Here is a 22,140-nt window from a genome sequence, read left to right on the forward strand (position 1 = left end):
TATCGGTCAACAAGCCACTTGATCAAGGTCGATCGCTCCCTCGGGAAGGCGGCCGACCCGGCGAGCACGCACGAGCGCACCAGGGCGGGAGCAGCGATGGCATTGACCGAGGCGGACTGGATCTGGATGGGCGGCACGCTGGTGCCGTGGGCCGACGCGAAGGTGCACGTCCTGAGCAACGGGCTGCACTACGGGACGGGCGTCCTGGAGGGCACCCGGGCACACGAGACCCCGCGCGGCCCGGCGGTGTTCCGGCTCGACGACCACCTGCGCAGGCTGCACGACAGCGCGCGCATCCTGGGCTTCGAGATCCCGTACGACCTGGCCGCGCTGCGCACCGCGACGGTGGAGCTGATCGCCGCCAACGGGCACAGCGCGTGCTATCTGCGCCATCTCGCCCATGTGGGCTACGGCGAGATGGGGCCGGCCTTCCGGCCCGGGATGCCGATCGAGGTGAGCATCGCGGGCTGGGAGTGGCACGCCTATCTCGGCGACGGCACGAGCGAGCAGGGCATCCGACTGGCCACCAGTTCATGGCGGCGCAACGACCCCAACGCACTGCCGCCCGCGGCCAAGGCCACCGCCGGCTATCTCAACGGCGCGCTGGCCAAGACCGCGGCGCTGCAGGCCGGTTACCACGAGGCGCTGCTGCTCAACGCGGCCGGCTACGTCAGCGAGTGCACCGCGGCCAACATCTTCGCGGTGCGCGACGGCGTCCTGTACACCCCGCCCGCCGAGGCCGGCGCGCTGCGTGGGATCACCCAGGACACCGTGCTCACCCTCGCCGCCGACCTGGGGGTGGAGGTGCGGGTCGGCAATCTGCTCCGCTCGGACCTGTACACCGCCCAGGAGGTGCTGGTCTGCGGGACCGCCGCGGGCATCGTCCCGGTCGCCTCGCTGGACGACCGCGAGTTGGGCACCGGGCCGCTCACCCGCAAGCTCCAGGCGGCATACGCCGGAGCGGTCACCGGAACGGACCAGCGGTACGCACACTGGCTCACCTTCGTGCACCCGTAGCGGCGGGCCGAACGGGCCACGGCGACGGCCCTCGGCTACCACGAATGGCGGCAATTACCCATACTATTGCGCCGTTCCGGATATCTGCGCCCATGTCCTGCTTACGCACACCGCATGGGAGATGACAATGCGTATCCGTACCCCGCTGATCGCCGTCGCCGGCGCCGCTCTCTTCGCCTTCGTCGGCGCCGGTACCGCCCAGGCGCACGAACACGAACACGGCCGTGAACACGGCCGCGGCCACCACCACGGCGTCGTGGCGGCCCACCGCTCCGTCTCCGGCGTGGTGATCAAGGACGACTGTGGACGCGAGAAGCTGGTCGCGTTCCACGTCTCGGAGTCGTTCGCCGCCATCCGCTGACCCACGGCCGCCGATCCACCCGACCGGCGGCACCGCGGCCCGCACACCCCTCGGGGCGTGCGGGCCGCTTTTCTGTGTACGGTGCCCAACGGGCCGGCGACGGCCGCGCGCGGCGGCAGGCCCGGGACCTCGACGTTGACTTCAAGTCGACTTGAAGTCCTACGGTGTGCCCAGGCCGCCCGCGACGACGTCGACGGGCCCGCGTTCGGCACCTTCGACCGCACTCGGGGAGATCCGCCATGCACACCTCATCGACCGCCGCCGGGATGCTCGCGCACCGCCGACCGGCCACTCCGGAGAATCCCATCGACCGCCCCCGGCTCGGGCACTACCGTCGAATACCGGACCCGCCCCGGCGACGCGTCCTCGACGCGCGGCTCGGGCCGACGCCCCGCACGAAGCCCGCCCCGAGAGCGTGTACGGCGGCCGACCCGGGTCGGCCGTACACCCGCGACCCGAAGAGGACCTCGTGCTGATCCGACTGCTGCGCGACCATCTGCGCCCCTACGCCAAGCCGATCGGCCTGGTGGTGCTGCTGCAACTGGTGCAGACGCTGGCCACCCTCTATCTGCCCACCCTCAACGCCGACATCATCAACAACGGCGTCGTCGAAGGCGACACCGGCTACATCGTGCGGGTCGGCGGCGTGATGATCGGGGTCACCCTGATCCAGATCGGCTGCGCCGCGTTCGCCGTCTACTTCGGCGCCCGGATCGCGATGGGCGTAGGCCGCGACATCCGCGCCGCCGTGTTCAACCGGGTGCAGACCTTCTCCGCGCGCGAGGTCGGCCAGTTCGGCGCCCCGTCGCTGATCACCCGCACCACCAACGACGTACAGCAGATCCAGGTGCTGGCCCTGCTCGGGCTCACCATCATGGTGTCCGCGCCGATCATGTGCTTCGGCGGCATCCTGATGGCGGTCAACCAGGACGTCCCGATGTCCCTGCTGTTCCTGCTCATCGTGCCCGCGCTGATCCTGGCGGTGGGCTGGATCGTGCGCGCGATGCCGCCGCTGTTCCGGATCCTCCAGGACCGGATCGACAACGTGAACCGGATCATGCGCGAACAGATCACCGGGATCCGGGTGATCCGCGCGTTCGGCCGGGACGGCCACGAACAGGCCCGCTACGCCGATGCCAACGCCGAGATCCGCGACGTGTCGCTGTCCCTCGGCCGACTGCTGGCCTGCATGTACCCGTCGGTGCTGCTGGTGTGGGAGACCTCGGCGATCGTGATCGTGTGGATCGGCGGCCACCGGATCGGCGACCGGTCGATGGACATCGGCGCGCTGGTCGCGTTCCTGAGCTATCTGATGCAGATCCTGACCTCGGTGATGGTGGCCACCTTCATGACCATGATGATTCCGCGCGCGGCGGTCTGCGCGGACCGGATCACCGAGGTACTCGACACCGAGACCAGCCTGACCGTGGCCCAGGCACCGGTGACCGCGCTGCACGCGCACGGCCGGCTGGAGCTGCGCGACGTGAGCTTTTGCTACCCGGGCGCGGAGGAGCCGGTGTTGCGCGGCATCGAGCTGATCGCCCGACCCGGCGAGACCACCGCGGTGATCGGCAGCACCGGTGCGGGCAAGACCACACTGCTCAGCCTGATCCCCCGGCTCCTGGACGTGACCGACGGCGCGGTCCTGGTCGGCGGCGTGGACACCCGCGAACTCGAACCGGCGTTGTTGTCCCGCACGGTGGGCCTGGTTCCGCAGAAGCCCTACCTGTTCTCCGGCACGGTCGCCTCCAACCTGCGCTACGGCAATCCGGACGCCACCGACGAGGAGCTGTGGCGGGCCCTGGAGATCGCCCAGGCCCGGGAGTTCGTCGAGGCACTGCCCGAGCGGCTGGCCGCGCCGATCGCCCAGGGCGGCGGCAACGTCTCCGGCGGCCAACGGCAACGCCTGGCGATCGCCCGGCTGTTGGTGGTCAAACCGGAGATCTACCTGTTCGACGACTCGTTCTCCGCGCTCGACTACTCCACCGACGCGGCGCTGCGCGCGGCGCTGGTCGCGGAGACCGCCGAGGCGACGGTGGTGATCGTGGCCCAGCGGGTGGCCACCATCCGGCACGCGGACCGGATCGTGGTCCTGGACGAGGGCCGGGTGGTCGGCACCGGCACGCATACCGAGCTGATGGCCGGCAACGACACGTACCGCGAGATCGTGCTGTCCCAGCTCACCGAGGAGGAGGCAGCGTGACCACCACCGAAGAGAGCACCCACTCGGACGACTCGACCGAGGCCGCCGTCCCGGCCCGCCGCCCCGGCCCGCCGCCCGGCAGTGGGCCCGCCGCGCGCCTGATGGGCGGCGCCTCGACGGAGAAGTCGATGCACTTCAAGGCCTCGGGACTGCGGCTGCTCGGCATGATGGCGCCCGAGCGCAAACGGCTGTACGCACTCCTGCTGTGTGGCATCGCCGGCGTCGGGCTGGCCGTACTCACCCCGCGGTTGCTCGGCAAGGCCACCGACGCGATCTTCACCGGCGTCCGCGGCCACGAGGGCATCGACTTCGGCCAGGTCCGGACCATCCTGATCACCACCTTCGTGGTGGTCCTCGGTTCGGTGTTGTTCTCCTTCGTCCAGGGCCGGTTGACCGCGACCATCGTCCAGAGCACCACCTACCGGCTGCGCGAACAGGCCGAGACCAAGCTGTCCCGACTGCCGTTGAACTACTTCGACAAGCAGCCGCGCGGCGAGGTGCTCTCGCGCACCACCAACGACATCGACAACATCGCGCAGACCCTGCAGCAGGCGATGGGCCAGATCGTCCGCTCGGTGCTGACCATAGTCGGCGTGCTGGTGATGATGTTCTGGATCTCGCCGCTGCTCGCCCTGGTCGCGCTGATCAGCGTGCCGACCTCGATCGTGGTCACCATGGCGATCGGCAAGCGCGCCCAGCCGCAGTTCATCAAGCAGTGGTCGAACACCGGCAAGCTCAACGCGCACATCGAGGAGATGTACACCGGACACGCGCTGGTCAAGGTGTTCGGCCGGCAGAAGGAGTCGGCCGAGACCTTCGACAAGCACAACGACGCGTTGTACGCGGCCGGTTTCAAGGCCCAGTTCATCTCCGGGCTGATCCAGCCCGCGATGGCCTTCGTGGGCAACCTCAACTACGTGCTGATCGCGGTGATCGGCGGCCTGCGGGTGTCCTCCGGCGCGATGACGCTCGGCGACATCCAGGCCTTCGTCCAGTACTCCTACGAGTTCAACGGGCCGGTCACCCAGGTCGCCGCGATGTCCAACCTGCTCCAGTCCGGCGTCGCCTCGGCCGAGCGGGTCTTCGCGCTGCTCGACGCCAAGGAGCAGTCCCCCGACCCGCAGCCGCCGGTGCGCCTGGAGAAGGTCACCGGGCATGTCGCCTTCGAGGGCGTCTCGTTCCGGTACGACCCGGCCAAGCCGCTGATCGAGGACCTGCACCTGGAGGTACACCCCGGCCAGACGGTGGCCATCGTCGGCCCGACCGGCGCGGGCAAGACCACGCTGGTCAACCTGCTGATGCGGTTCTACGAGGTGACCGGCGGCCGGATCACCGTGGACGGCGTGGACATCGCCGGGATGGCCCGGGAGGACCTGCGCGCGCCGATCGGCATGGTGCTCCAGGACACCTGGCTGATCGGCGGCACGATCGCGGACAACATCGCCTACGGCGTCGGCGACGTCTCCCGCGAGCGGGTGGTCGCGGCGGCCAGGGCCACCCACGCGGACCGTTTCGTGCGCACCCTGCCGGACGGCTACGACACGGTGCTCGACGACGAGGCGGGCAACCTGAGCGCGGGCGAGAAGCAACTGCTCACCATCGCCCGGGCGTTCCTGACCGAGCCGCAGATCCTGGTGCTCGACGAGGCGACCAGTTCGGTGGACACCCGTACCGAGGTGCTGATCCAAAAGGCGATGAACTCGCTGCGCCGGGGCCGGACCAGCTTCGTGATCGCCCACCGGTTGTCCACGATCCGCGACGCGGACGTGATCCTGGTGATGGAGTCCGGCTCGATCGTCGAACAGGGCACCCACGACTCGCTGTTGGCGGCGAATGGGGCCTATGCCCGGTTGTACGCCTCGCAGTTCGCCCAGCCGGTGGCGGAGATCATCTAGCCGGGGCGGCGTCCGGTGTCCCGGGGCCGGCCGGCCTCGGGACACCCGGTCCGGGTGGGTCCGGATCAGGCCGTCGGCCGGGGCCCCGGCTCGGCGGCGCCGGCCGCGCCGCGGTTGGCGGACAACACCAGGCCGACCAGGAGTTGGCCGACGGCGGTGACCACCAGGGCGGCCATCGGCACCGTCCACCCACCGGTGGCGCCGTGCATCAGGCCGAGCGCGAACGGGCCGGTCGCGGCCACCGCGTAGCCGAGGGACTGGGCCAGCGTGGACAACGCGGTCGTCTCGGCGGCGCCGCTGCCACTGCCGCCGATCACCGAGAGCACCAGCGGGAAGGAACAAAAGCCCACCCCGACCGTCGCGGCCCACAACACGGGCAGCGCGACCGGCGCCAGGAGCAGCCCGGTGAACCCGATCAGCATGCTCGCCGAGACCAGGACGAAGGCCGGCCGCAACCGCCCGGTGGCCCGGACGAAGGCGAGCAGCCCGAAGGTCGCCGGGATGCCCGCGCCCTGGGTGATGGCCAACATCGCGCCCGCGCCGCCTCGGCTCATCCCCTGGTCCGAGAGCAGCGTCGGCAACCAGCCCACCAGCGCGTAGCAGTTCAGCGCCTGGAGCGCGAAATAGGCGGTGACGAGCCGGCCGAATCGGGTGCGCGCCATCGTCCACGGCGATACGTACGTCGTGCCGCCCTGCTTCGGGGTCAGCGCGTGCGGCGCCCGCACCAGCGACCACACCAGCAGCGCCAGCACGGCCGGCAGCGCGAACACGGCCAGCCCGAACGAGGGCGAGTCGAGCCCGTCCGCGACCGGTACGGCCACCGCCGCGGCGAGCGTCGCGCCCAGCGCCATCACCGTTGTGTAGACGCCCGTCAACATCGACACGCGGTGCGGGTAGTGCGCGCGTAGCAGCGCGGGGAGCAGTACGTTGCCCACCGCGAGCCCGGACATGCCGAGCACGGTGCCGGTGAGCAGCGCCCAGGTCGCCGGCACCGCCCGCACCCCGAGCCCGGCGGCCAGCGCGAACAGCGCGACCAGCACCGCCCGTTCGGTACCGAACCGGCGGGCCAGCGGCGACGCGGTCAGGCCCGCGCCGGCAAAGCACAGGGTCGGCAGGGTGGGCAGCAGCGAGGCGGTCACCGACCCGAAGCCGAGCGCGCCGCGCAGCGCCTCGAGCAGGGCCGCCGCGCTGCTGATCCCCAGCCGCAGGTTGAACGCGATCAGCACGATGCCCACGCCGGCCAGCCACCCGGCACGCCGACGACCGGCCGAATCGATACTCGGCGCCGGACGTGTGCCGGCGGTGGCTATGGAAGTCATGGCTCAAAGGTAAGACGTCTGACGATTGATGTCCAGGCGGCGTGCAGCGGCGTGCAAACGGCGTGCAGGCGATGCCCGGACGACGACCGAACGACGACCGGACTCGGACACTGCCCGCGTGACGCTCGGTGACATCCGATCATCGGACGTATCCCGGATGTATCCTGAAAACCCCCTCAGGTTCGATGTCCCAGGTCAGGAGCCCGCGCCATGAGCAGCCTCGAATCGGTGCGCCGGCCGGCGCTGTCCGCCGAGGTGATCGCCCGACTGCGCGAGCGGATCACCTCCGGCGACTGGCCGGTGGGCACCCGCATCCCGCCCGAGCCGGAGCTGATGAGCCAACTCCAGGTGGCCCGCGGCACGGTACGCGAGGCGGTCCGCGCGCTCGCCCACGCGGGTCTCCTGGACGTGCGCCAGGGCGACGGCACCTACGTCCGCGCGATCAGCGAGTTGTCCGGCGCGGTCGAGCGGCTCTACGGCGGCAGCGACCTCGGCCACGTGCTCGAAGTCCGCCAGGCGCTCGACCTCCAGGCCGCCCGGCTGGCCGCGATCCGGGCCGAGGAGGCCGACCTGGCCACCCTCGACGACGCGCTGCGCCGGCGCCGAACGGCCTGGGACGAGCGGGACTTCGACGCGTGGATCGCGGCCGACTGGGAGTTCCACCTGGGCGTCGCCGACGCGGCGCACAATCCCCTGCTGGCCGAGCTGTACCGCAATCTGTCCGGCCCGGTCCGCGACTCGGTGGCCGACTCCTGGACCGACCCGACCTACCAGGGCGCCAACCCGGCCGGCCACGAGGACCTCCTGCGCGCGCTGCGCGACCGCGACCCGGGCGAGGCCGCCCGCCAGGCCGACGCCAACCTGACCGACACACACGACTGGCACGCGGTCCGGGCCCGGAGCTGAGCCCGGGCGGCATACGATCCGCACCGGTGTCGGACCCGGCCCGTAGGCTCGACGGTCATGATCCTCGAAGACCGGTCCCTGGCCACCGTGCAGCGCTCGATGGGCGATCCGACGATCAGCTATCCGCTGTGGCCGCCGCTGGTTCTCGGGTGTCCGGCAACCGGCACCGACGAGATCGCCTATCCGGTCGAGGTGGACTACGCGTACGACCGGGTGCAGCCGGAGTTGTTCGCACCGACGACCGGGCCACGAGCCGGACTCGACCGCTGGGCACCGCTGTTGCCGCCGCTGCGCGCGCCCGGGCTCGGCGAGGGCGGCACGCCGCTGGTCGACCTCGGCGACGGGGTCTACGTCAAGGACGAGTCGCGCAACCCGACCTGGAGCCACAAGGACCGGATCAACCGCTGTACGGTCTCCGCCGCCGTCGTGCTCGGCGCGCCCGGCGTCGTGGTGTCCTCGTCCGGCAACCACGGCGCGTCGGCGGCGGCCTACGCGGCCCGGGCCGGGCTGCCCGCCATCGTGTTGGCCTCGGCCGGCGCACCGCCGGCGGTCGACTCGTTCCTGCACGCCTACGGCGCGACGGTGCTGACCGTGCCGGCCGAGGCGCGCTGGGGCCTGATGCGCGAGATCGTGGACCGGCTCGGCTTCCATCCGTTGAGCAATCTCACCGCCACGCACACCGGGCACCCGTTCGGCCCGGAGGGCTACAAGACCATCGCGTACGAGATCCACGCCGAACTCGGAGTCCCGGCAGCGGTGTTCGTCCCGACCGGCTATGGCGAACTGCTCTTCGGCGTAGGGAAGGGCTTCGCCGAACTGCGCCGCCTGGGGCTGACCGACCGGGTCCCTCGGCTGTTCTCCTGCGAGCCCGCGGCGGGCGGCCCGCTGGCCGCCGCGATGCGCACCGGGCTACCGGCCGCGCAGGTCCCGGTCGGCCCGACCGCGGCGTATGCGATCGACTGCGCCGTGGGCGGCTACCGCGGCGTGCACGCGCTGCGCGCGAGCAACGGCCGCGCGCTGCTCGTCAGCGACGCCGAACTGGCGGCGGCCCGCGCGGAGTTGGCCGGCCAGGGGATGTGGACGGAGACCTCCGCCGCAGCCGGCCTCGCGGGCCTGCGCGCCGAGGGCCCGAGCGCCGACGGCCCGGTTGTCTGCATCGCCACCTCCAGCGGCTTCAAGGACCTCGACACCGGCAGCCGGCCGGCGGACCCGATCGACCCGACCTGGCCGGCGATCGAACGCCGACTGCGCGCGGCCGGCATCAGCACGTAGTCGCCGCCCGGCCCGGGCCGCCACGGGAGTCGGCTCAGGCGTTGGCCGGCAGGTCGCTGCCCGCGCCCCGGCGGCGAATCGCCACCAGGTCGTGTCGGGCGTCCGGCAGGGTCTGCTCGTCGGCGCCCTCGATCACAAAGCCCGCGTCGGCGATCATCTGCCGGTCGTCCGCACCCGGTTGGCCCTCGCTGGTCAGGTAGTCGCCCAGGAACATCGAGTTGGCCAGGTGCAGCGCGAGCGGCTGGAGGCTGCGCAGGTGGATCTCCCGACCACCGGCCAACCGGACCTCGACGTCGGGGAAGACGAAGCGGAACAGCGCCAGGATGCGCAGGCAACGCTCCGGCGTCAGCTCCCAGTTGTCCGCGAGCGGCGTGCCCTTGAACGGGATCAGGAAGTTCACCGGAACCGAGTCCGGGTCCAACTCCCGCAAGGCGAAGGCCAGATCGACGATGTCCTGATCCGACTCGCCCATCCCGAAGATCGCCCCCGAACACGGCGAAAGCCCGGCCGAACCCGCGCGTTGGAGGGTGTCCGTCCGGTCGGTGAAGGTATGCGTCGAGCAGATGTCGGCGTAACGCGCCTCGCTCGTGTTGAGGTTGTGGCTGTAGGCGTGCGCCCCGGCCGCGGCGAGCCGTTCGGCCTGCCCGTCGGAGAGCAGCCCCAGGCAGACGCAGATCTCGACGTCCGGGCTGCCCTCCTGCACCGCGGCGATCGTGTCCTCGATCCGGGTGATGTCCCGGCTGCCCGGGCCACGCCCGCTCGCCACCAGACACACCCGCTTCGCCCCGGCCCGAACCGCCTGATCGGCGGTCTTGGCCGCCTCCTCCGGCGTGATCCACGAGTACTTGAGAATCTCCGCCGCCGACCCGAGCCGCTGTGAGCAGTAGGAGCAATCCTCCGGGCAGAGCCCACTCTTCATGTTGATGATGGTGTTCAGCTTCACCCGCCGGCCGAAGAAGTGCCGCCGTACCCGACCACCGGCCGCCACCACGTCGAGCAGTTCCCCGGCACCACCCAGGATCGCCGACAACTCGTCCCCGGAAGGCACTTCGCACCGCAACGCCTTCGCCACCAGGCCATCCAAATCCAAGTTCATACTCGGCAGCCTCGCCGATCTTCGCGCGTCACCCCCATGCGGCAACCAGACAAGATCGAACCCGCTCCTTTGTCTCGACCCTGGTAAACCGTGCGGCCACCTGCCCGTTACAGCCTGCTATGGCCCGTTATGAAGCCTGTGGTGACAGCTGTTGTGGCGCCGGTTGTGGCGATCACGAACACATACGTACGCGGCAACGCCCTCAGACTGTCGACACCCGCTCGCCGGAGCGCAGGACCGCGAACACGTGGTCGACCGTGGCGTCCTTCTCGCCGACCGGGGCCACGTAGTCGATCGCCGCGCGCGCCGCCGCCTCGCCCAGGGTCCGGGTGATCACCCAGGCGCCGAGGTACTGCGAGGCCAGGCAGCCGCCCGCGGTGGCGATGTTGCCGGCGGCGTGGAACGGGGCGTCCAACACCTCGACGCCCGCCGCCTCGACCCATGGCCGACTGGTCGCGTCCGTACACGCCGGCAGGTCCGTGAGCAGGCCGAGGCGGGCCAGGACCAGCGCGCCGGAGCACTGTGCGCCGACGAGTTGCCGGGTGGGGTCGAGCGGCAGGGCCGCGAGCAGGGCGTCGTCGGCGACCACGTCGCGGGTCTTGATGCCGCTGCCGATCAACACGACATCGGCTTCGGGGATGAAGTCGAGGCCGCGTTGCCCGGTGATCTCGACGCCGTTCATCGAGGTGACGGTGGGGTGGGGCGTGGTGATGTACGCCGTGAGCCCGTCGCGCCGGCAGCGGTTGATGATCGCCGCGGCGACGAAGCTGTCGAGTTCGTTGAAGCCGTCGAAGGTGACCACGGCAACCTGGGTCATCGGACGATCCCCGTTCGGTGAGTGGCTGGTTGGTTGGTTGGTTGGCTTTTTCGGTGCCGCTACGGGTTTCTCGGCGCCGCTACAGCGTGCCCATACGGTGGGTGACGGCGATCTCGATCGCCACGCGCTCCGGGTTGACGCGCGGTTCGCGGTAGCGCTCGGTGTAGCGCCGGACCGCCTCGGCGATCGCCTCCGGGTCCCGGTTGATCGTGGCGATGCCTTCGAGCGTGGACCAGCGGCGGCCGACGACCTGGGAGACCGCGACGCGGGCGCCCGGGCCGGCCGCGAGGATGTTGCGGACCTTCTTGCTCATCCCGTGCGCGATGACCCGGGCGATCCCGGCCTCTTCGTCGTAGGTGGCGCCCACCGGGACCAGGTGCGGCGTGCCGTCGGGGCGGTGGGTGACCAGGAGACACAGGTGTCGTTCCCGCCAGAAGGCCAGGAGGTCCGGGGTGGTGCTCGGCGGTACGTGCAGCGTCATCGGGTCGGGTCTTTCGCGATCGGGCCGGCCGGGGTCGGGCGAACCGGGCCGGCCCACCGCTCAGCAGTATGCCGCCCGCCGCGGCCGGGCCCGGGGCCGGCTCGGCCCGGGTCGGTGCGACTCGGCTCGCCCCGGCTCAGTCCCGTCGGTAGACCTCGGTCAGCGCGAGCGCCTGTGCCTGGGTCAGCGCGCGCCCGGGCCCGGGGTCGGTGCCCTGGGCGATCGCCCACGCGAGGTCCACCGCGCTCAGGATCGCGGTACGGAAGAGCAGCCCACCGGCGCTGATCCGGCCTACGCCCAGCTCCGCGAGGCGCGCACAGGTCGGGCCGGTGGGGGTGAAGAGGATGTTCAGCGGCGCGTCGGTGGCCGCCACCAGGGTCTCGATGGTGGCCTCGTGTTGAAGCCCGGGGACGAATACGCCGTCGGCGCCGGCCGCCCGATACGCCCGGATCCGCTCGGTCGTCTCGGCGAGCGAGGCCGCCGCGCCCGCCGTCAGGTAGGTATCCGCGCGCGCGTTGACGAACAACGTCGGCGCGGCCTCCTTGAGCGCGGCCACGAGTGCGGCGTGCCGCTCCACCGTACGCAGTGTCCCGTCGGCGCGCCCGTCCTCGAAGTTGACGCCGGCCACGCCGGCCCGCACCAGTTCGACGCCCAACGCGGCGATGTCCTCCGGGCGTTCGCCGAAGCCGCCCTCGATGTCCACGCTCACCGGCACCGGCAGTCGGGCAATGCCCGCGCCCAGCCGCAGCGTCTCGTCCCGGGTGCCGCCGACCCCATCCGGCTTGCCCGCCGAAACCGCGACCCCGAGGCTCGTCGTGGCCACCGCCGAAAACCCACGCTCGACCAGCGCCGAGGCGGACGCGTGATCCCATGCATTGGGCAGGAAGAGCGGCGCCCCGGGACGATGGAGATCCCGAAACTCGGCGAAGCGCGCGGCTTGCCGGGCAGCGCCGGGGTGGGACGGGCCGGCGTCGGCGTGGCCGGGGTCGGGGTGGCTGGGCTGGGAACGGCTCGCGCTGGTCATCGGGCGTGCTCCTCCGGCTCGCGTCGGACGGTTGATCGGGCCCGATCGCCTCTGCTCCGACATGAGCGAACAATGCCGGCTGAGCCCGACGCCCGCAGCCACCGGCAGGCCGTGCCGAGGCGATGGGCGCCGCCCGGACCATCGGGCCCCTGCCGAGCCGCCGCCGGCCGCTGCGGTAGCGTCCCGGCGAGAAGGTTGGAGGCCCGATGCTGCTGCACGAAATCCTGGTCGCCGCGGCTCGGGAAGTACCCGACCGTACGGCGTTGATCGTCCCCGCCACCCAACCCCACGCGCACCCCGCAACACCCGCGCCCGCACACACCTCGTGGACGTTCGCCGAGTTGGCCGCCCACGCCCGCGCGCTGGCCGCCTTCGTGGCCGCCCGCACCTCCCCCGGTGGCCGAGTCGGCATCCTCGCGCACAACCGGGCCGAGTATGTCGCCGCCTACTACGGCGTCCCCTGGGCCGGTCGCGTACTGGTGCCGCTCAACCCTCGGCTGCACCCGCGCGAGTGGGCCGATCAGCTGGCCCGCTCCGACGCCGAACTGCTGCTCGGAGACGCCGACTTGACCGCCGAACTCGGCTGGACCGGCGGCCCGACCATCGACCCGGCCGAGGCGATCACCACCCCCGCGCCCGACTTCGTCGCCGCCACCGACGAAACGGCGCCGACCTGGCTGCTGTTCACCTCCGGCACCACGGGCCGTCCCAAGGGCGTCCGGCTCACCCACCGCAGCCTGAGCGCGTCGATGCGCACATCGCTCGCGTGCCGTCCGGTCGACCCCGACACGGTCGTGCTGACCCCCTTCCCGCTCGCCCACGTGGCCGGCTACCAGGTACTCGCCCACCACCTGGCCCGCCGCCCGGCAGTCGTCCTGCACCGCTACCGGCCCGCCGAACTGGCCTCCATCGTCCGTGAGTTCGCGGTAACCAGCCTGTCCCTCGCGCCGACCATGATCGACGCCCTCCTCGATCACGTCCACGAGGGCGACGGGTTGCGTGAGCGGATCCGCTCGATCAGCTACGGCGCCTCGCCGATCACCCCCGAACTGATCCGCAGAGTGCACGAGTTGCTCGGCTGCGACCTGGGCCAGGGCTACGGGATGACCGAACTGTCCGGCAACGCGGTATTCCTGACCGCCGCCGACCACCGCCCCGAGCTGTACGCCGCCGCCGGCCGCCCCGGCCCCGGCGTCGAGATCCGCATCGTCGACGACGCGGGCCGGCCGCTGCCGATCGGCGCCACCGGCGAGATCTCGGTCCGGTCCGAGCAGGTCGCGGACGGCTACTGGCGGCTGGACACCGGCGAGTTCGCGGACGGCTGGTTCCGTACCGGCGACCTGGGCCGCCTCGACCCGGCGGGCTACCTGTACGTCCTGGACCGCAAGAAGGACGTGATCATCACCGGCGGGGAGAACGTCAGCGCCCGCGAGGTGGAGGCGGTCCTGCGCGAACACCCGGACGTCCGCGACGTCGCGGTGGTCGGCGAGCCGGACGCCCGGTGGGGTGAGCGGGTGGTCGCCGTGGTGGTGCCGGCACCGGGCCGAGCCGTCGACCCGGATGCCCTGGTGACGCTGTGCCGTTCGCGGTTGGCCGGCTTCAAGATCCCACGCCGGGTGCTGCTCACCGACGCCCTGCCGGTCACCGGCACCGGCAAGGTCAACAAGCCGGCACTACGCGAACAGGTGGCTGCTTGTTGAGCGGCTTCGCCGCTCTCCGCGCTTCGCGCGTCGATCACTTGGGGCAACCCAACTCGTGGGCGCTGACGCGCCGAACCGCAACCACCGTCGGCGACTTGGGGAAGGCCCGCCCCGAATCCGCAGCCAATCCACCAACTCCCGGCCGGCCACCCCGGGGGCCGCGGGGCCAGACCAGGTCGCCCCGCCGCCTCTGGAACCGCAGGCATCGAGGTGAACGCAACGGGTGGAGCGGGCGGGTACACAACCCAAGCCAAGTGCAACGCAACCGCAGCCCACCCCGAGAGCTACGAGCACGCCTCGCCCCCCGACCCCGCCGGCCGAATCTCGTACGCGCAATGCGGCGCCCCCGCCACCATGTGGCTCACCCGCCGCACCGTCGTATCCGGCAACGCCTCCCGCAGAAAGGCCAATTCGGAAGAGCACGCCGTGCCACACCGCACCGCCACGTCGAAGATCGCGCAGTTCTGCTCGACGATCAACCACCCCGCGCCGTCGGCCAGCGGTTCCGCCGCGGCCAGGTATCCGTCCTCGTCCAGGATCGCGGCTATCGCGGCGACCCGATCGGCCAGCCCGGCCGCCGTGGTCCGGGCCCGCGCCCGCTCCAGGCGGCGCTCCCGCCGACGGTCGAACAGCCGGTCCACAAAGCCGGGTTCCTCGGCCTGCGCGGTCTCCAGGAGGTCTCCGACCAGGTCGCCGTAGCGTCGCGGGAACAGGTTCGAGCCGGCCGCGGTCAATCGGTAGACGTGCTTGGGCCGCCCCGGCCCGAGCCGTACCTGCCGGTGGGTCACATAGCCCTCGGCGACCAGCCCGGCCAGTTGCTGGCGCATGCCGCTCGCGGTCATCCCGACCGCGTCGGCCAGTTCCTCCGCACGTAGTTCGCCCGCGCCCTTGAGGTGCCGCAATATCTCGCGCCGGGTCTCGGGCAACAGTGCGAACGCGTCCTGCTCGGTCACCCGCTCGCCTCTCTCCTCTGCCCCGAGTGTCTGCCCCGAGTGTCTGCCCCGAGTGTCTGCCCCATGTGCGTACCCCGAGTGCGTACCCCGAGTGTGCCCACCCACATATCGGTCGGGGCCGCACGGGAAACCCCGCGCGGCCCCGCCCGACACGTCGTTCCTCAGGCGCCCTTGGCGGCCGCGAGGCGCGTGGCGACGTCGTTCCAGTTGAAGACGTTCCACACGGCCTTGAAGAAGTCGGCCTTGACGTTCTTGTACTGCAGGTAGAAGGCGTGCTCCCAGGCGTCGATCGCCAGCAGCGGCACGGTGCCCTGCGGGATGTTGCCCTGGTGGTCGTAGACCTGGGTGACCACGATGCGCTGCGAGAGCGGCTCCCACGCGGCGACGGACCAGCCCGAGCCCTGCACGGTCATCGCGGTCTGCGTCATGTGCGCGCGGAACTGCTCGAAGCCGCCGAAGTCGACGCCGATCTGCTCGGCGAGGTCACCGGTGGGCTCGCCGTTGCCGGTCGGGCCCAGGTTGGTCCAGAACAGGCTGTGCAGCACGTGACCGGAGACGTGGAAGGCCAGGTCCTTCTCCAGCTTGGAGATGGTGCCGTAGGCCTCCTTGTCGCGGGCGTCCGCGAGCTGCTCGAGCGCCGTGTTGGCACCGGCCACATACGCCGCGTGGTGCTTGTCGTGGTGCAGCTCCATGATCGCGCCGCTGATGTGCGGCTCCAGGGCGGCGTAGTCGTAGGTCAGGTCGGGGAGCGTGTAGACCGTGTCGGCCACGGGAGTTCCTCCTGCGCAGTGGTTGCGGTGACGAGTCGACCCTATGCTTCTCGAAGGATCCCGGGCAAGTTAGGCAAGACTTAACTGTCCCAACCGGAAGCCCCGGATCCACCTGGGCACACGAAGGAGTTGACGATGCATCAGCAAGCCGCCGAAACCTTGGACGAAGCATTCGAGCGCCTGCACCGCACCGGTTCCGAGTTCGACGACCAACTGTCCAACCACGGGCCGATGGCCGTCGAGGCGCTCGTGCACTCGGGCCAGTGGGAAGCCGTGCCCGCTTGGCTCGACCTTTACACCCGCAGACTCGAACCGGCGCGGCGACCCACCGAACGGATCGCCCGCGACGCGTGGCACGAGGCGCTCGGCGACCGGGCCCGGGACGGCGACTGGATCGTGCTGTTCACCGACGAGATCGCCGAACGGCCGTGGCGCGAGCTGCTCGCGCTGTGGTGGCCGCGTCTGCTCCCGGGGTTGCCCGGCGGCGCCACACACGGGGTGATCCGGGTCGGCCACGCGGTCCGCGCGCTGCTCGACGCCGGCGAGAGTCCGGTCCGGCTCGCCGAGTTCGTGCACGCGATGGCCTACTTCGCGTCGAGCAACCAGGCGCTGCCCGAACTGCCTAGGCTCGCGGGGGGCCGCACGCCGTTCGAGGCGCTGGACGCCGTACCGCCGCTCCCGGTCGACGAGAAGGACCACATCAGCCGGCGACTGACCTTCCTGGCCGGCTGGGAGCCATGGCTGAGCGCCACCCTGTCCGTACAGCCGGCCGACACCCCCGAGCAGGCCCGCGACCTGCTCGCCGACGTCGTACACGCGGCCACCCTGCGCTACCTGCGCCGAGGACACGGCAACGCGGTGATGAACGTACACGGGGTGACCGCGCCCAACGCGGTGCTGCGCGTACTGCCCGCGCTGCCGGCCGAGCAGTGGATCCCGTCCTACCTGACCGCCTGGGCCACCGGCAGCGCGGTATTCGCGGTCTACATGGCCCGCGAGGACGCGCCCGGGGCACCCGCACCGGCCGCCGATCCGACCGAGGCATTGCACCGCGCCCGGGAGCATGCCGACGAGCATGTGATCAAGCTCGCGGACAGCGCGGCGGACGTATATGCCCGGTCCGGCGACCCGCGTGCCCTGTCGGCCGGCCTGTTCGCGGCCGAGCGCATCCCACCGCTCCGGGACTGACCGAACGGGCGGGCGAGCAGACGGGCAGGCGAGCGGGATGGGCGGCCGCGACACGCCCTCGTTCGAGGGAGATTCCCCCACTCGGCCTATCGAGTTGCGTTCGCTGGACCCGTACCGACCTCCCGCCCGCCGCCCGCGCGGGCCCCGACGAACGGACACCCGATGCGCCTGACCACACTCCTGGCCGCCACCGGCGCCACGACCGCCGCCGTCCTGCTCGCCCTCGGCTCGGCCGCCCCCGCGCTCGCCGCCGGCCGCGCGGACACGCTCGGCAGCGACACCAGCCGAGTCGGCGACATCACCGAGGCGGACATCGTCAAGGAGCTGCGCCCCGCCGTGATCGGCATCCACCAGGGCATCTCCGGCGGCTTCGTCGAGGTCCCGCCGCCGAACGTGTCGGTGCCGAACGTACCCGTGCCCAATGTCCAGGCACCGCACGTCCGGGCCCCGCAGCCGCCGCCCCTGCCCACCCGGTAATCGCCCGAGGAGCCCATGTCGAGAATGGGTCCATGATCGAACCGAACGGGCCCCGCCCGACCCGCCGATGGTGAGCGTACGACCGGTCACCCCGGCCGGTCTGGTGGACGAAATCGTGGACGCGATCACCGACCGCGCGGCCGACGTGCCGTGGACCCGGGTCGCCGTCGACGGCGCGGACGCGGCCGACCCGGGCGCGCTCGCCGACGCGCTGGTGGCGCCGCTGCGCCTGCGCGGGCGTCCCGTACTGCGGGTCCGGGCACACGACTTCCTGCGTCCCGCGTCGGTGCGCCTGGAGTACGGGCACACCGACGCGGAGTCCTACCTGTGGGGCTGGTTGGACGACGCCGGGCTGCGCCGCGAGGTACTGGAGCCGCTGGGCGCGGGCGGCAGCGGCCGGGTGCTGCCCAGCCTGTGGGACGCGGCCCGGGACCGGGCCACCCGCGCCGCGTACACCACGCTGCCCGAGGGCGGGGTGCTGCTCCTGGACGGGCCGCTCCTGCTCGGCAAGGGGCTGCCCCTGGAACTGACCGTCCACCTGTGGTTGTCCCCGGGAGCGCTGCGCCGCCGCACGCCCGCCGACCTGGAGTGGACGCTGGCGGCGCTGACCCGCTACGCGGAGGAGATCGTGCCCACGACCGAGGCGGACCTCGTGGTGCGCTACGACCATCCCGCGCATCCGGCGCTGGTCCGACGGCAACACCGCTGACCCGCGGCTCAGTTGAAGGTGTCCGGGTCCGGGCCGATCCGCCCGCCCCGGTCCAGGCGGGTGATCGCGTCGAGTTGGGCCGGGGTCAGCTCGAAGTCGAACACCTCGAAGTTCTCCCGGATCCGGGCGGGCGTGACCGATTTGGGGATCACCACGTTGCCCAGCTGCAGATGCCAGCGCAGCACCACCTGGGCGGCCGATTTGCCGTGCGCCCGGGCCGTGTCGGTGATCACCGGGTCGTCGAGCAGTGCCCCGCCCTGGCCCAGCGGGCTCCAGGCCTCGGTGGCGATCGAGTGCGCCCGGTCGTAGGCCCGGACCCGGCCCTGCTGGAGGTAGGGGTGCAACTCGACCTGGTTGACCGCGGGCACCACGGCGGTGTGTTCGAGCAGTCGGGTCAGGTGGTCGGGCTGGAAGTTGGACACCCCGATCGCCCGTACCCGGCCGTCCGCGAGCAACTTCTCGAACGCCCGCCAGGTGTCCAGGTAGCGGTCCCGGTTGGGGGTCGGCCAGTGGATCAGGTAGAGGTCCAGGTAGTCCAGGCCGAGCTTGGCCACACTCTCGTCGAACGCGGCCAGGGTCGCGTCGTAGCCCTGTGCGGTGTTCCAGAGTTTGGTGGTCACGAAGAGTTCCGCGCGCGGTAGACCCGAGCCGGCCAGGGCCCGGCCGACGCCGGCCTCGTTGGCGTAGGCGGCCGCGGTGTCGATGTTGCGGTAGCCCGTCTCCAGGGCGGTGGCCACGGCCGCGGTGGCCGCGTCGTTCTCGACCTGGAAGACCCCGAAGCCGAGCTGCGGGATGGTGACGCCGTTGTTCAGGGTGATGTCGGGTACCGGGGTGGCACTCATCAGACGGATGTCCTTCGTTGCGGAGGGCGAGCGGGGCAAAGCGGTGCGCGGGCACACGGATCGCCGAGCGGGAGTCGCGGGACCCCGACTCAACCGGAGAGTCGGGTGGACGGCTCGGCCGCTCGGTCCGGTGTGCCGGAGTCACCCTGCCCGCTCTGCCCGCCGGCGGCGTCGCCCACACCCGGGGTGTGCCGCGCGACCACCCGCGACCGGGTCGACGCACGTCGTTCCAGGCCGTGCGACACCAGTGCCAGGGCCAGCGCGCCCAGGGCCAGCCCGGCGCCGACCCAGTTCGCCGACTCGTAGCCGTGACCCGCGTCGATCACCAGTCCGCCCAGCCAGGCCGCGATCGCGTTGCCGAGGTTGAACGCGCCGATGTTGACCGCCGCCGCCAGGGTGGGCGCCTCGGCCGCGTGGTCCAACACCCGCTTCTGCAGCGGCGGCACGGTGGCGAAGCCGAGCGCCCCGATCAGGAACAGGGTGATCACCGAACCGGTCTTGTCGTGCGCGGTCACGGTGAACAGCGCCAATACACCGGCGAGCGCGAGCAGTGAGCCGAACAGCAGGTACATCGGGAAGCGGTCGGCCAATCGGCCGCCGGCACTGTTCCCGGTCATCATGCCCAGGCCGAACGCCACGAGCAGCCAGGTCACCGAGCCCTCGGAGTAGCCCGCGACGTCGGTCATCATCGGCTTGACGTAGGTGAGCGCCGCGAACACGCCACCGAAGCCGAGCACCGTCATGCCCATCGCGAGCAGCACCTGAACGTTGCCGAACACCGCGAGTTCGTGCCGTAGGTGCACGCCCTCGGGTTTGGGCTGCTCGGGCACCAGCCGGGCGATGCCCACCGCGCCGATCACGCCCAGCGCGGCCACCAGGAGGAAGGTCAGCCGCCAGCTCACCGACTGGCCGAGCAGCGTGCCCAGCGGCACGCCCACCACGTTGGCCAGGGTCAGCCCGACGAAGATCGTGGACAGCGCCGCCGCCTTCTTCTCCGGCGCGACCAGGTCGGCGGCGACCACCGAGCCGATCCCGAAGAACGCGCCGTGGGTGAAGGACGCGACCACCCGCCCGAGCATGATCACGCCGAACGCGGGGGCCAGCGCGGTCAGCACGTTGCCGAGCACGAACAGCCCCATCAGCAGGATCAACATCCGCTTGCGGGAGATCTTGGTGCCCAGGACGGTCAGCAGCGGGGCACCGACCAACACGCCGATCGCATATCCGCTGACCAGGAGTCCGGCGGTGGTGATCGAGACCTCGAAGGTGTCGGCGACCTCGGGCAGCAGGCCGAGGATGACGAACTCGGTGGTCCCGATACCGAAGGCGCCGATGGCGAGGGCCAGCAGGGCGAGAGGCACGAGGTCCCCCTTTCGGATGAGTTTCAACAGAGCACGGAGATTGCACGAACGACCAACAGGCGTCGACAATATTTGCAGACGCTGATCAATGCAAACGCGGGCTATCGCGGTTCGGGGGTATCCTGGCCGCATGGGACAACAGAGGCAGGCCATCGAACCGGCCCTCGCACAGGGCTGGTGCGCCCTGGCGGCGCTGCACAATCGGCTCGAGGCGCACATCGAACGCGCGCTCCAGAGCGAACACGACCTGAGCGTGCGCGAGTTCGCGGTCCTGGATGTGCTCGATCGGCAGGACGGCTACCACCTGCGGATGAACGAACTCTCCGAGGCGGTGGTACTGAGCCAGAGCGCGACCACGCGCCTGGTCACCCGCCTGGAGGAGCGCGGCCTGCTCTCGCGCTACCTGTGCGACACCGACCGTCGGGGCATCTACACCGAGGTCACCTCGGCGGGCTGCACGCTCCTGACCGCCGCGCGCCCCACCCACGACCGGGCCCTGCGCGAGTCCCTCGCCGACGCCGAGCAGTACCCCGAACTGGCGCCGCTGGTGCTGGCCGTGAAGTCGGTGAAGTCGCCGGCGCGGTAGATCCGCACGGGCCCGCGCGAACGGCGAACGCCGGACGGGCACCACGGCCTGTCCGGCGCCCGGATCACCGGTACCGCCCGGTATTTCCCGCTACTTCGCTAGGCGAGGATGCTCGTCGGGCTCCCCGTCGCCAGCGCCACGCCCAACGCGGTCAGCCGCCCCGTTCCCGGCGCACGGCGAAAGCCGGTGATCGTGTCGCCGCGCTGGTTCGCGACGTACAACACGTCCCCCACCAACGCCAGGTCCCGCGGCCAGGCCCCGCCCGTCGGCACCTCCTCGACCAGGGTCAGCTCCGGACCGTCCACGGCGAGCACCGACACGGTGTCCGGCCCGCGGTTGGCCACGTAGACGAAGCGCCCGTCCGCCGCCGCGACGATCCCCGACGGCGCGCCCTCGCCGCCGGAGAGTACGAACGGCTTGCCCGCGACGGTCAGCGCCCCGGTCGCCGGGTCGGCCCGCAGCGGGGTGACGGTGGTGTTCAACTCGCCCGCCAGCCAGGCCAGATCCTTGGGCCCGTAGGCGATGTGTCGCGGTCCGGTGCCGGCCGGCAGGGTCACCTTCGGCCCCTCGGCGATGGTCCCCGCCTCGGCGTCGAAGCTCAGGTGGTACACGGTGTCCGAGCCCAGGTCGCACACCACCAGCCACTCGCCGCCGGCCGCGAAGGTCACCTGATGAGCGTGCGCGGACGCCTGCCGGTCGGGCACCGGTCCGGATCCGGTCAGCCGTACGTGTGTCGCGGCCTCGCCCAGCGTGCCGTCGTCGGCGATCGGGTGCACGGTCACACTGCCGCCGCCGTAGTTGGCCACCACCACGAACCGCCCGGTGGGATCGGCCGCCAGGTGGCACGGCCCCGCGCCGAGCGTGGACACCTCGCCCAGCGGCACGAGCCGTTCGTCCTGCACCGAGTACGCGCCGACCGCGCCCTCGCCGCCCCGCTCGCTCACCGCGTACAGGAAACGACCCGAGGGGTGTCGGGCCAGATACGACGGCGAGATCGCCGGGATCGCCGCGGACGGCGTACCGAACAGCCCGCTCTCCGGGTCCTGTCGGCAAACCGTGATGCCGGTGCCGTGCCCCTCCATGTCGGGGGTGTACGAACCCACGTACACCAGCGGTCCGCGTCGGTCGGAAGCATTTGGTGAGGTCACACGGTTCTCCTGTGG

21 protein-coding genes are annotated in these 22,140 nt (G+C 71.5%); 11 read left to right on the forward strand and 10 right to left on the reverse strand.

Annotated elements, in window-relative coordinates; translation table 11 throughout:
- Positions 1-96: 96 nt before the first annotated feature.
- The 4 genes from ABIA38_RS06390 to ABIA38_RS06405 all read left to right on the forward strand — a co-directional run bounded on the left by ABIA38_RS06390 (position 97) and on the right by ABIA38_RS06405 (position 5,476).
- Positions 97-1,017 carry a branched-chain amino acid transaminase gene (locus ABIA38_RS06390; RefSeq protein ID WP_424637442.1) on the forward strand — a complete coding sequence of 307 codons (921 nt, stop codon included), beginning with the start codon at positions 97-99 and terminating at the stop codon, positions 1,015-1,017.
- Positions 1,018-1,144: 127 nt separating this feature from the next.
- Positions 1,145-1,378, forward strand: coding sequence for a hypothetical protein (locus ABIA38_RS06395; protein WP_424637443.1), 234 nt, complete (start codon positions 1,145-1,147; stop codon positions 1,376-1,378).
- Between the two features lie 469 nt (positions 1,379-1,847).
- Positions 1,848-3,581: an ABC transporter ATP-binding protein gene (locus ABIA38_RS06400; RefSeq protein ID WP_424637444.1), complete on the forward strand. Its 1,734-nt coding sequence runs from the start codon at positions 1,848-1,850 to the stop codon at positions 3,579-3,581.
- Positions 3,578-5,476 (forward strand): ABC transporter ATP-binding protein, encoded by a 1,899-nt coding sequence (locus tag ABIA38_RS06405; RefSeq protein ID WP_424637445.1) that lies wholly within the window; start codon positions 3,578-3,580, stop codon positions 5,474-5,476. Before ABIA38_RS06400 ends, ABIA38_RS06405 begins: the two co-directional genes overlap by 4 nt.
- A gap of 65 nt (positions 5,477-5,541) precedes the next feature.
- Here the strand turns inward: ABIA38_RS06405 and ABIA38_RS06410 are convergent, their stop codons facing one another.
- Entirely contained in the window at positions 5,542-6,795 is a 1,254-nt protein-coding gene (locus ABIA38_RS06410) for an MFS transporter (protein WP_424637446.1), read from the reverse strand.
- Between the two features lie 210 nt (positions 6,796-7,005).
- Here ABIA38_RS06410 and ABIA38_RS06415 point away from each other — a divergent pair, with 210 nt between their 5' ends.
- Together ABIA38_RS06415 and ABIA38_RS06420 are read left to right on the forward strand one after the other, a co-directional pair.
- The gene (locus ABIA38_RS06415; protein ID WP_424637447.1) at positions 7,006-7,701 is read left to right on the forward strand and encodes a FadR/GntR family transcriptional regulator; all 696 of its coding nucleotides are present in this window, start codon (positions 7,006-7,008) and stop codon (positions 7,699-7,701) included.
- A 57-nt stretch (positions 7,702-7,758) separates the two neighbouring features.
- Positions 7,759-8,973, forward strand: a complete 1,215-nt coding sequence (locus ABIA38_RS06420; RefSeq protein ID WP_424637448.1) for a threonine synthase — start codon at positions 7,759-7,761, stop codon at positions 8,971-8,973.
- Positions 8,974-9,007: 34 nt separating this feature from the next.
- Here the strand turns inward: ABIA38_RS06420 and bioB are convergent, their stop codons facing one another.
- The 4 genes from bioB to ABIA38_RS06440 all read right to left on the reverse strand — a co-directional run bounded on the left by bioB (position 9,008) and on the right by ABIA38_RS06440 (position 12,391).
- Positions 9,008-10,069, reverse strand: coding sequence for a biotin synthase BioB (gene bioB, locus ABIA38_RS06425; RefSeq protein ID WP_424637449.1), 1,062 nt, complete (start codon positions 10,067-10,069; stop codon positions 9,008-9,010).
- Positions 10,070-10,271: 202 nt separating this feature from the next.
- Positions 10,272-10,886 carry a DJ-1/PfpI family protein gene (locus ABIA38_RS06430; RefSeq protein ID WP_424637450.1) on the reverse strand — a complete coding sequence of 205 codons (615 nt, stop codon included), beginning with the start codon at positions 10,884-10,886 and terminating at the stop codon, positions 10,272-10,274.
- Positions 10,887-10,965: 79 nt separating this feature from the next.
- Positions 10,966-11,367: a pyridoxamine 5'-phosphate oxidase family protein gene (locus tag ABIA38_RS06435; protein ID WP_424637451.1), complete on the reverse strand. Its 402-nt coding sequence runs from the start codon at positions 11,365-11,367 to the stop codon at positions 10,966-10,968.
- A gap of 136 nt (positions 11,368-11,503) precedes the next feature.
- Positions 11,504-12,391 (reverse strand): isocitrate lyase/PEP mutase family protein, encoded by an 888-nt coding sequence (locus ABIA38_RS06440; RefSeq protein WP_424637452.1) that lies wholly within the window; start codon positions 12,389-12,391, stop codon positions 11,504-11,506.
- A gap of 206 nt (positions 12,392-12,597) precedes the next feature.
- Between ABIA38_RS06440 and ABIA38_RS06445 the strand changes: the two genes are divergently transcribed.
- A complete protein-coding gene (locus ABIA38_RS06445; protein ID WP_424637453.1) occupies positions 12,598-14,091 on the forward strand; it encodes an AMP-binding protein in 1,494 nt (497 codons plus the stop codon).
- Positions 14,092-14,375: 284 nt separating this feature from the next.
- Here the strand turns inward: ABIA38_RS06445 and ABIA38_RS06450 are convergent, their stop codons facing one another.
- Together ABIA38_RS06450 and ABIA38_RS06455 are read right to left on the reverse strand one after the other, a co-directional pair.
- Positions 14,376-15,044, reverse strand: coding sequence for a helix-turn-helix transcriptional regulator (locus ABIA38_RS06450; protein WP_424637454.1), 669 nt, complete (start codon positions 15,042-15,044; stop codon positions 14,376-14,378).
- Between the two features lie 161 nt (positions 15,045-15,205).
- Positions 15,206-15,814, reverse strand: a complete 609-nt coding sequence (locus ABIA38_RS06455) for a superoxide dismutase (RefSeq protein WP_424637455.1) — start codon at positions 15,812-15,814, stop codon at positions 15,206-15,208.
- A 135-nt stretch (positions 15,815-15,949) separates the two neighbouring features.
- Between ABIA38_RS06455 and ABIA38_RS06460 the strand changes: the two genes are divergently transcribed.
- The 3 genes from ABIA38_RS06460 (at position 15,950) to ABIA38_RS06470 (ending at position 18,188) form a co-directional block, all read left to right on the forward strand.
- Positions 15,950-17,002 (forward strand): questin oxidase family protein, encoded by a 1,053-nt coding sequence (locus ABIA38_RS06460; protein WP_424637456.1) that lies wholly within the window; start codon positions 15,950-15,952, stop codon positions 17,000-17,002.
- A gap of 162 nt (positions 17,003-17,164) precedes the next feature.
- Entirely contained in the window at positions 17,165-17,479 is a 315-nt protein-coding gene (locus tag ABIA38_RS06465) for a hypothetical protein (RefSeq protein ID WP_424637457.1), read from the forward strand.
- A 67-nt stretch (positions 17,480-17,546) separates the two neighbouring features.
- Positions 17,547-18,188, forward strand: a complete 642-nt coding sequence (locus ABIA38_RS06470; protein WP_424637458.1) for a uridine kinase — start codon at positions 17,547-17,549, stop codon at positions 18,186-18,188.
- An 8-nt stretch (positions 18,189-18,196) separates the two neighbouring features.
- Here ABIA38_RS06470 and ABIA38_RS06475 read toward each other — a convergent pair whose 3' ends face one another.
- Both ABIA38_RS06475 and ABIA38_RS06480 read right to left on the reverse strand, forming a co-directional pair.
- A complete protein-coding gene (locus ABIA38_RS06475; protein WP_424637459.1) occupies positions 18,197-19,030 on the reverse strand; it encodes an aldo/keto reductase in 834 nt (277 codons plus the stop codon).
- 89 nt (positions 19,031-19,119) lie between these two features.
- Positions 19,120-20,391, reverse strand: a complete 1,272-nt coding sequence (locus tag ABIA38_RS06480; protein WP_424637460.1) for an MFS transporter — start codon at positions 20,389-20,391, stop codon at positions 19,120-19,122.
- A 130-nt stretch (positions 20,392-20,521) separates the two neighbouring features.
- Here ABIA38_RS06480 and ABIA38_RS06485 point away from each other — a divergent pair, with 130 nt between their 5' ends.
- Entirely contained in the window at positions 20,522-20,977 is a 456-nt protein-coding gene (locus tag ABIA38_RS06485; protein ID WP_424637461.1) for a MarR family winged helix-turn-helix transcriptional regulator, read from the forward strand.
- Between the two features lie 98 nt (positions 20,978-21,075).
- On the opposite strand, the gene ABIA38_RS06490 is transcribed toward ABIA38_RS06485, so the two are convergent.
- The gene (locus tag ABIA38_RS06490) at positions 21,076-22,125 is read right to left on the reverse strand and encodes a lactonase family protein (RefSeq protein WP_424637462.1); all 1,050 of its coding nucleotides are present in this window, start codon (positions 22,123-22,125) and stop codon (positions 21,076-21,078) included.
- Positions 22,126-22,140: the final 15 nt, after the last annotated feature.

The organism is Embleya sp. AB8 (genome assembly GCF_049739465.1).
Classification (GTDB): Bacteria; Actinomycetota; Actinomycetes; order Streptomycetales; family Streptomycetaceae; genus Embleya.

Bases quoted from the DNA above. Each gene is read 5' to 3' on its own strand.
- ABIA38_RS06390 (WP_424637442.1), top strand. From the start codon at position 97: ATGGCATTGACCGAGGCGGACTGGATCTGGATGGGCGGCACGCTGGTG.
- ABIA38_RS06395 (WP_424637443.1), top strand. From the start codon at position 1,145: ATGCGTATCCGTACCCCGCTGATCGCCGTCGCCGGCGCCGCTCTCTTC.
- ABIA38_RS06410 (WP_424637446.1), bottom strand. From the start codon at position 6,795: ATGACTTCCATAGCCACCGCCGGCACACGTCCGGCGCCGAGTATCGAT.
- ABIA38_RS06415 (WP_424637447.1), top strand. From the start codon at position 7,006: ATGAGCAGCCTCGAATCGGTGCGCCGGCCGGCGCTGTCCGCCGAGGTG.
- ABIA38_RS06420 (WP_424637448.1), top strand. From the start codon at position 7,759: ATGATCCTCGAAGACCGGTCCCTGGCCACCGTGCAGCGCTCGATGGGC.
- bioB (WP_424637449.1), bottom strand. From the start codon at position 10,069: ATGAACTTGGATTTGGATGGCCTGGTGGCGAAGGCGTTGCGGTGCGAA.
- ABIA38_RS06430 (WP_424637450.1), bottom strand. From the start codon at position 10,886: ATGACCCAGGTTGCCGTGGTCACCTTCGACGGCTTCAACGAACTCGAC.
- ABIA38_RS06435 (WP_424637451.1), bottom strand. From the start codon at position 11,367: ATGACGCTGCACGTACCGCCGAGCACCACCCCGGACCTCCTGGCCTTC.
- ABIA38_RS06440 (WP_424637452.1), bottom strand. From the start codon at position 12,391: ATGACCAGCGCGAGCCGTTCCCAGCCCAGCCACCCCGACCCCGGCCAC.
- ABIA38_RS06445 (WP_424637453.1), top strand. From the start codon at position 12,598: ATGCTGCTGCACGAAATCCTGGTCGCCGCGGCTCGGGAAGTACCCGAC.
- ABIA38_RS06460 (WP_424637456.1), top strand. From the start codon at position 15,950: ATGCATCAGCAAGCCGCCGAAACCTTGGACGAAGCATTCGAGCGCCTG.
- ABIA38_RS06465 (WP_424637457.1), top strand. From the start codon at position 17,165: ATGCGCCTGACCACACTCCTGGCCGCCACCGGCGCCACGACCGCCGCC.
- ABIA38_RS06470 (WP_424637458.1), top strand. From the start codon at position 17,547: ATGGTGAGCGTACGACCGGTCACCCCGGCCGGTCTGGTGGACGAAATC.
- ABIA38_RS06475 (WP_424637459.1), bottom strand. From the start codon at position 19,030: ATGAGTGCCACCCCGGTACCCGACATCACCCTGAACAACGGCGTCACC.
- ABIA38_RS06485 (WP_424637461.1), top strand. From the start codon at position 20,522: ATGGGACAACAGAGGCAGGCCATCGAACCGGCCCTCGCACAGGGCTGG.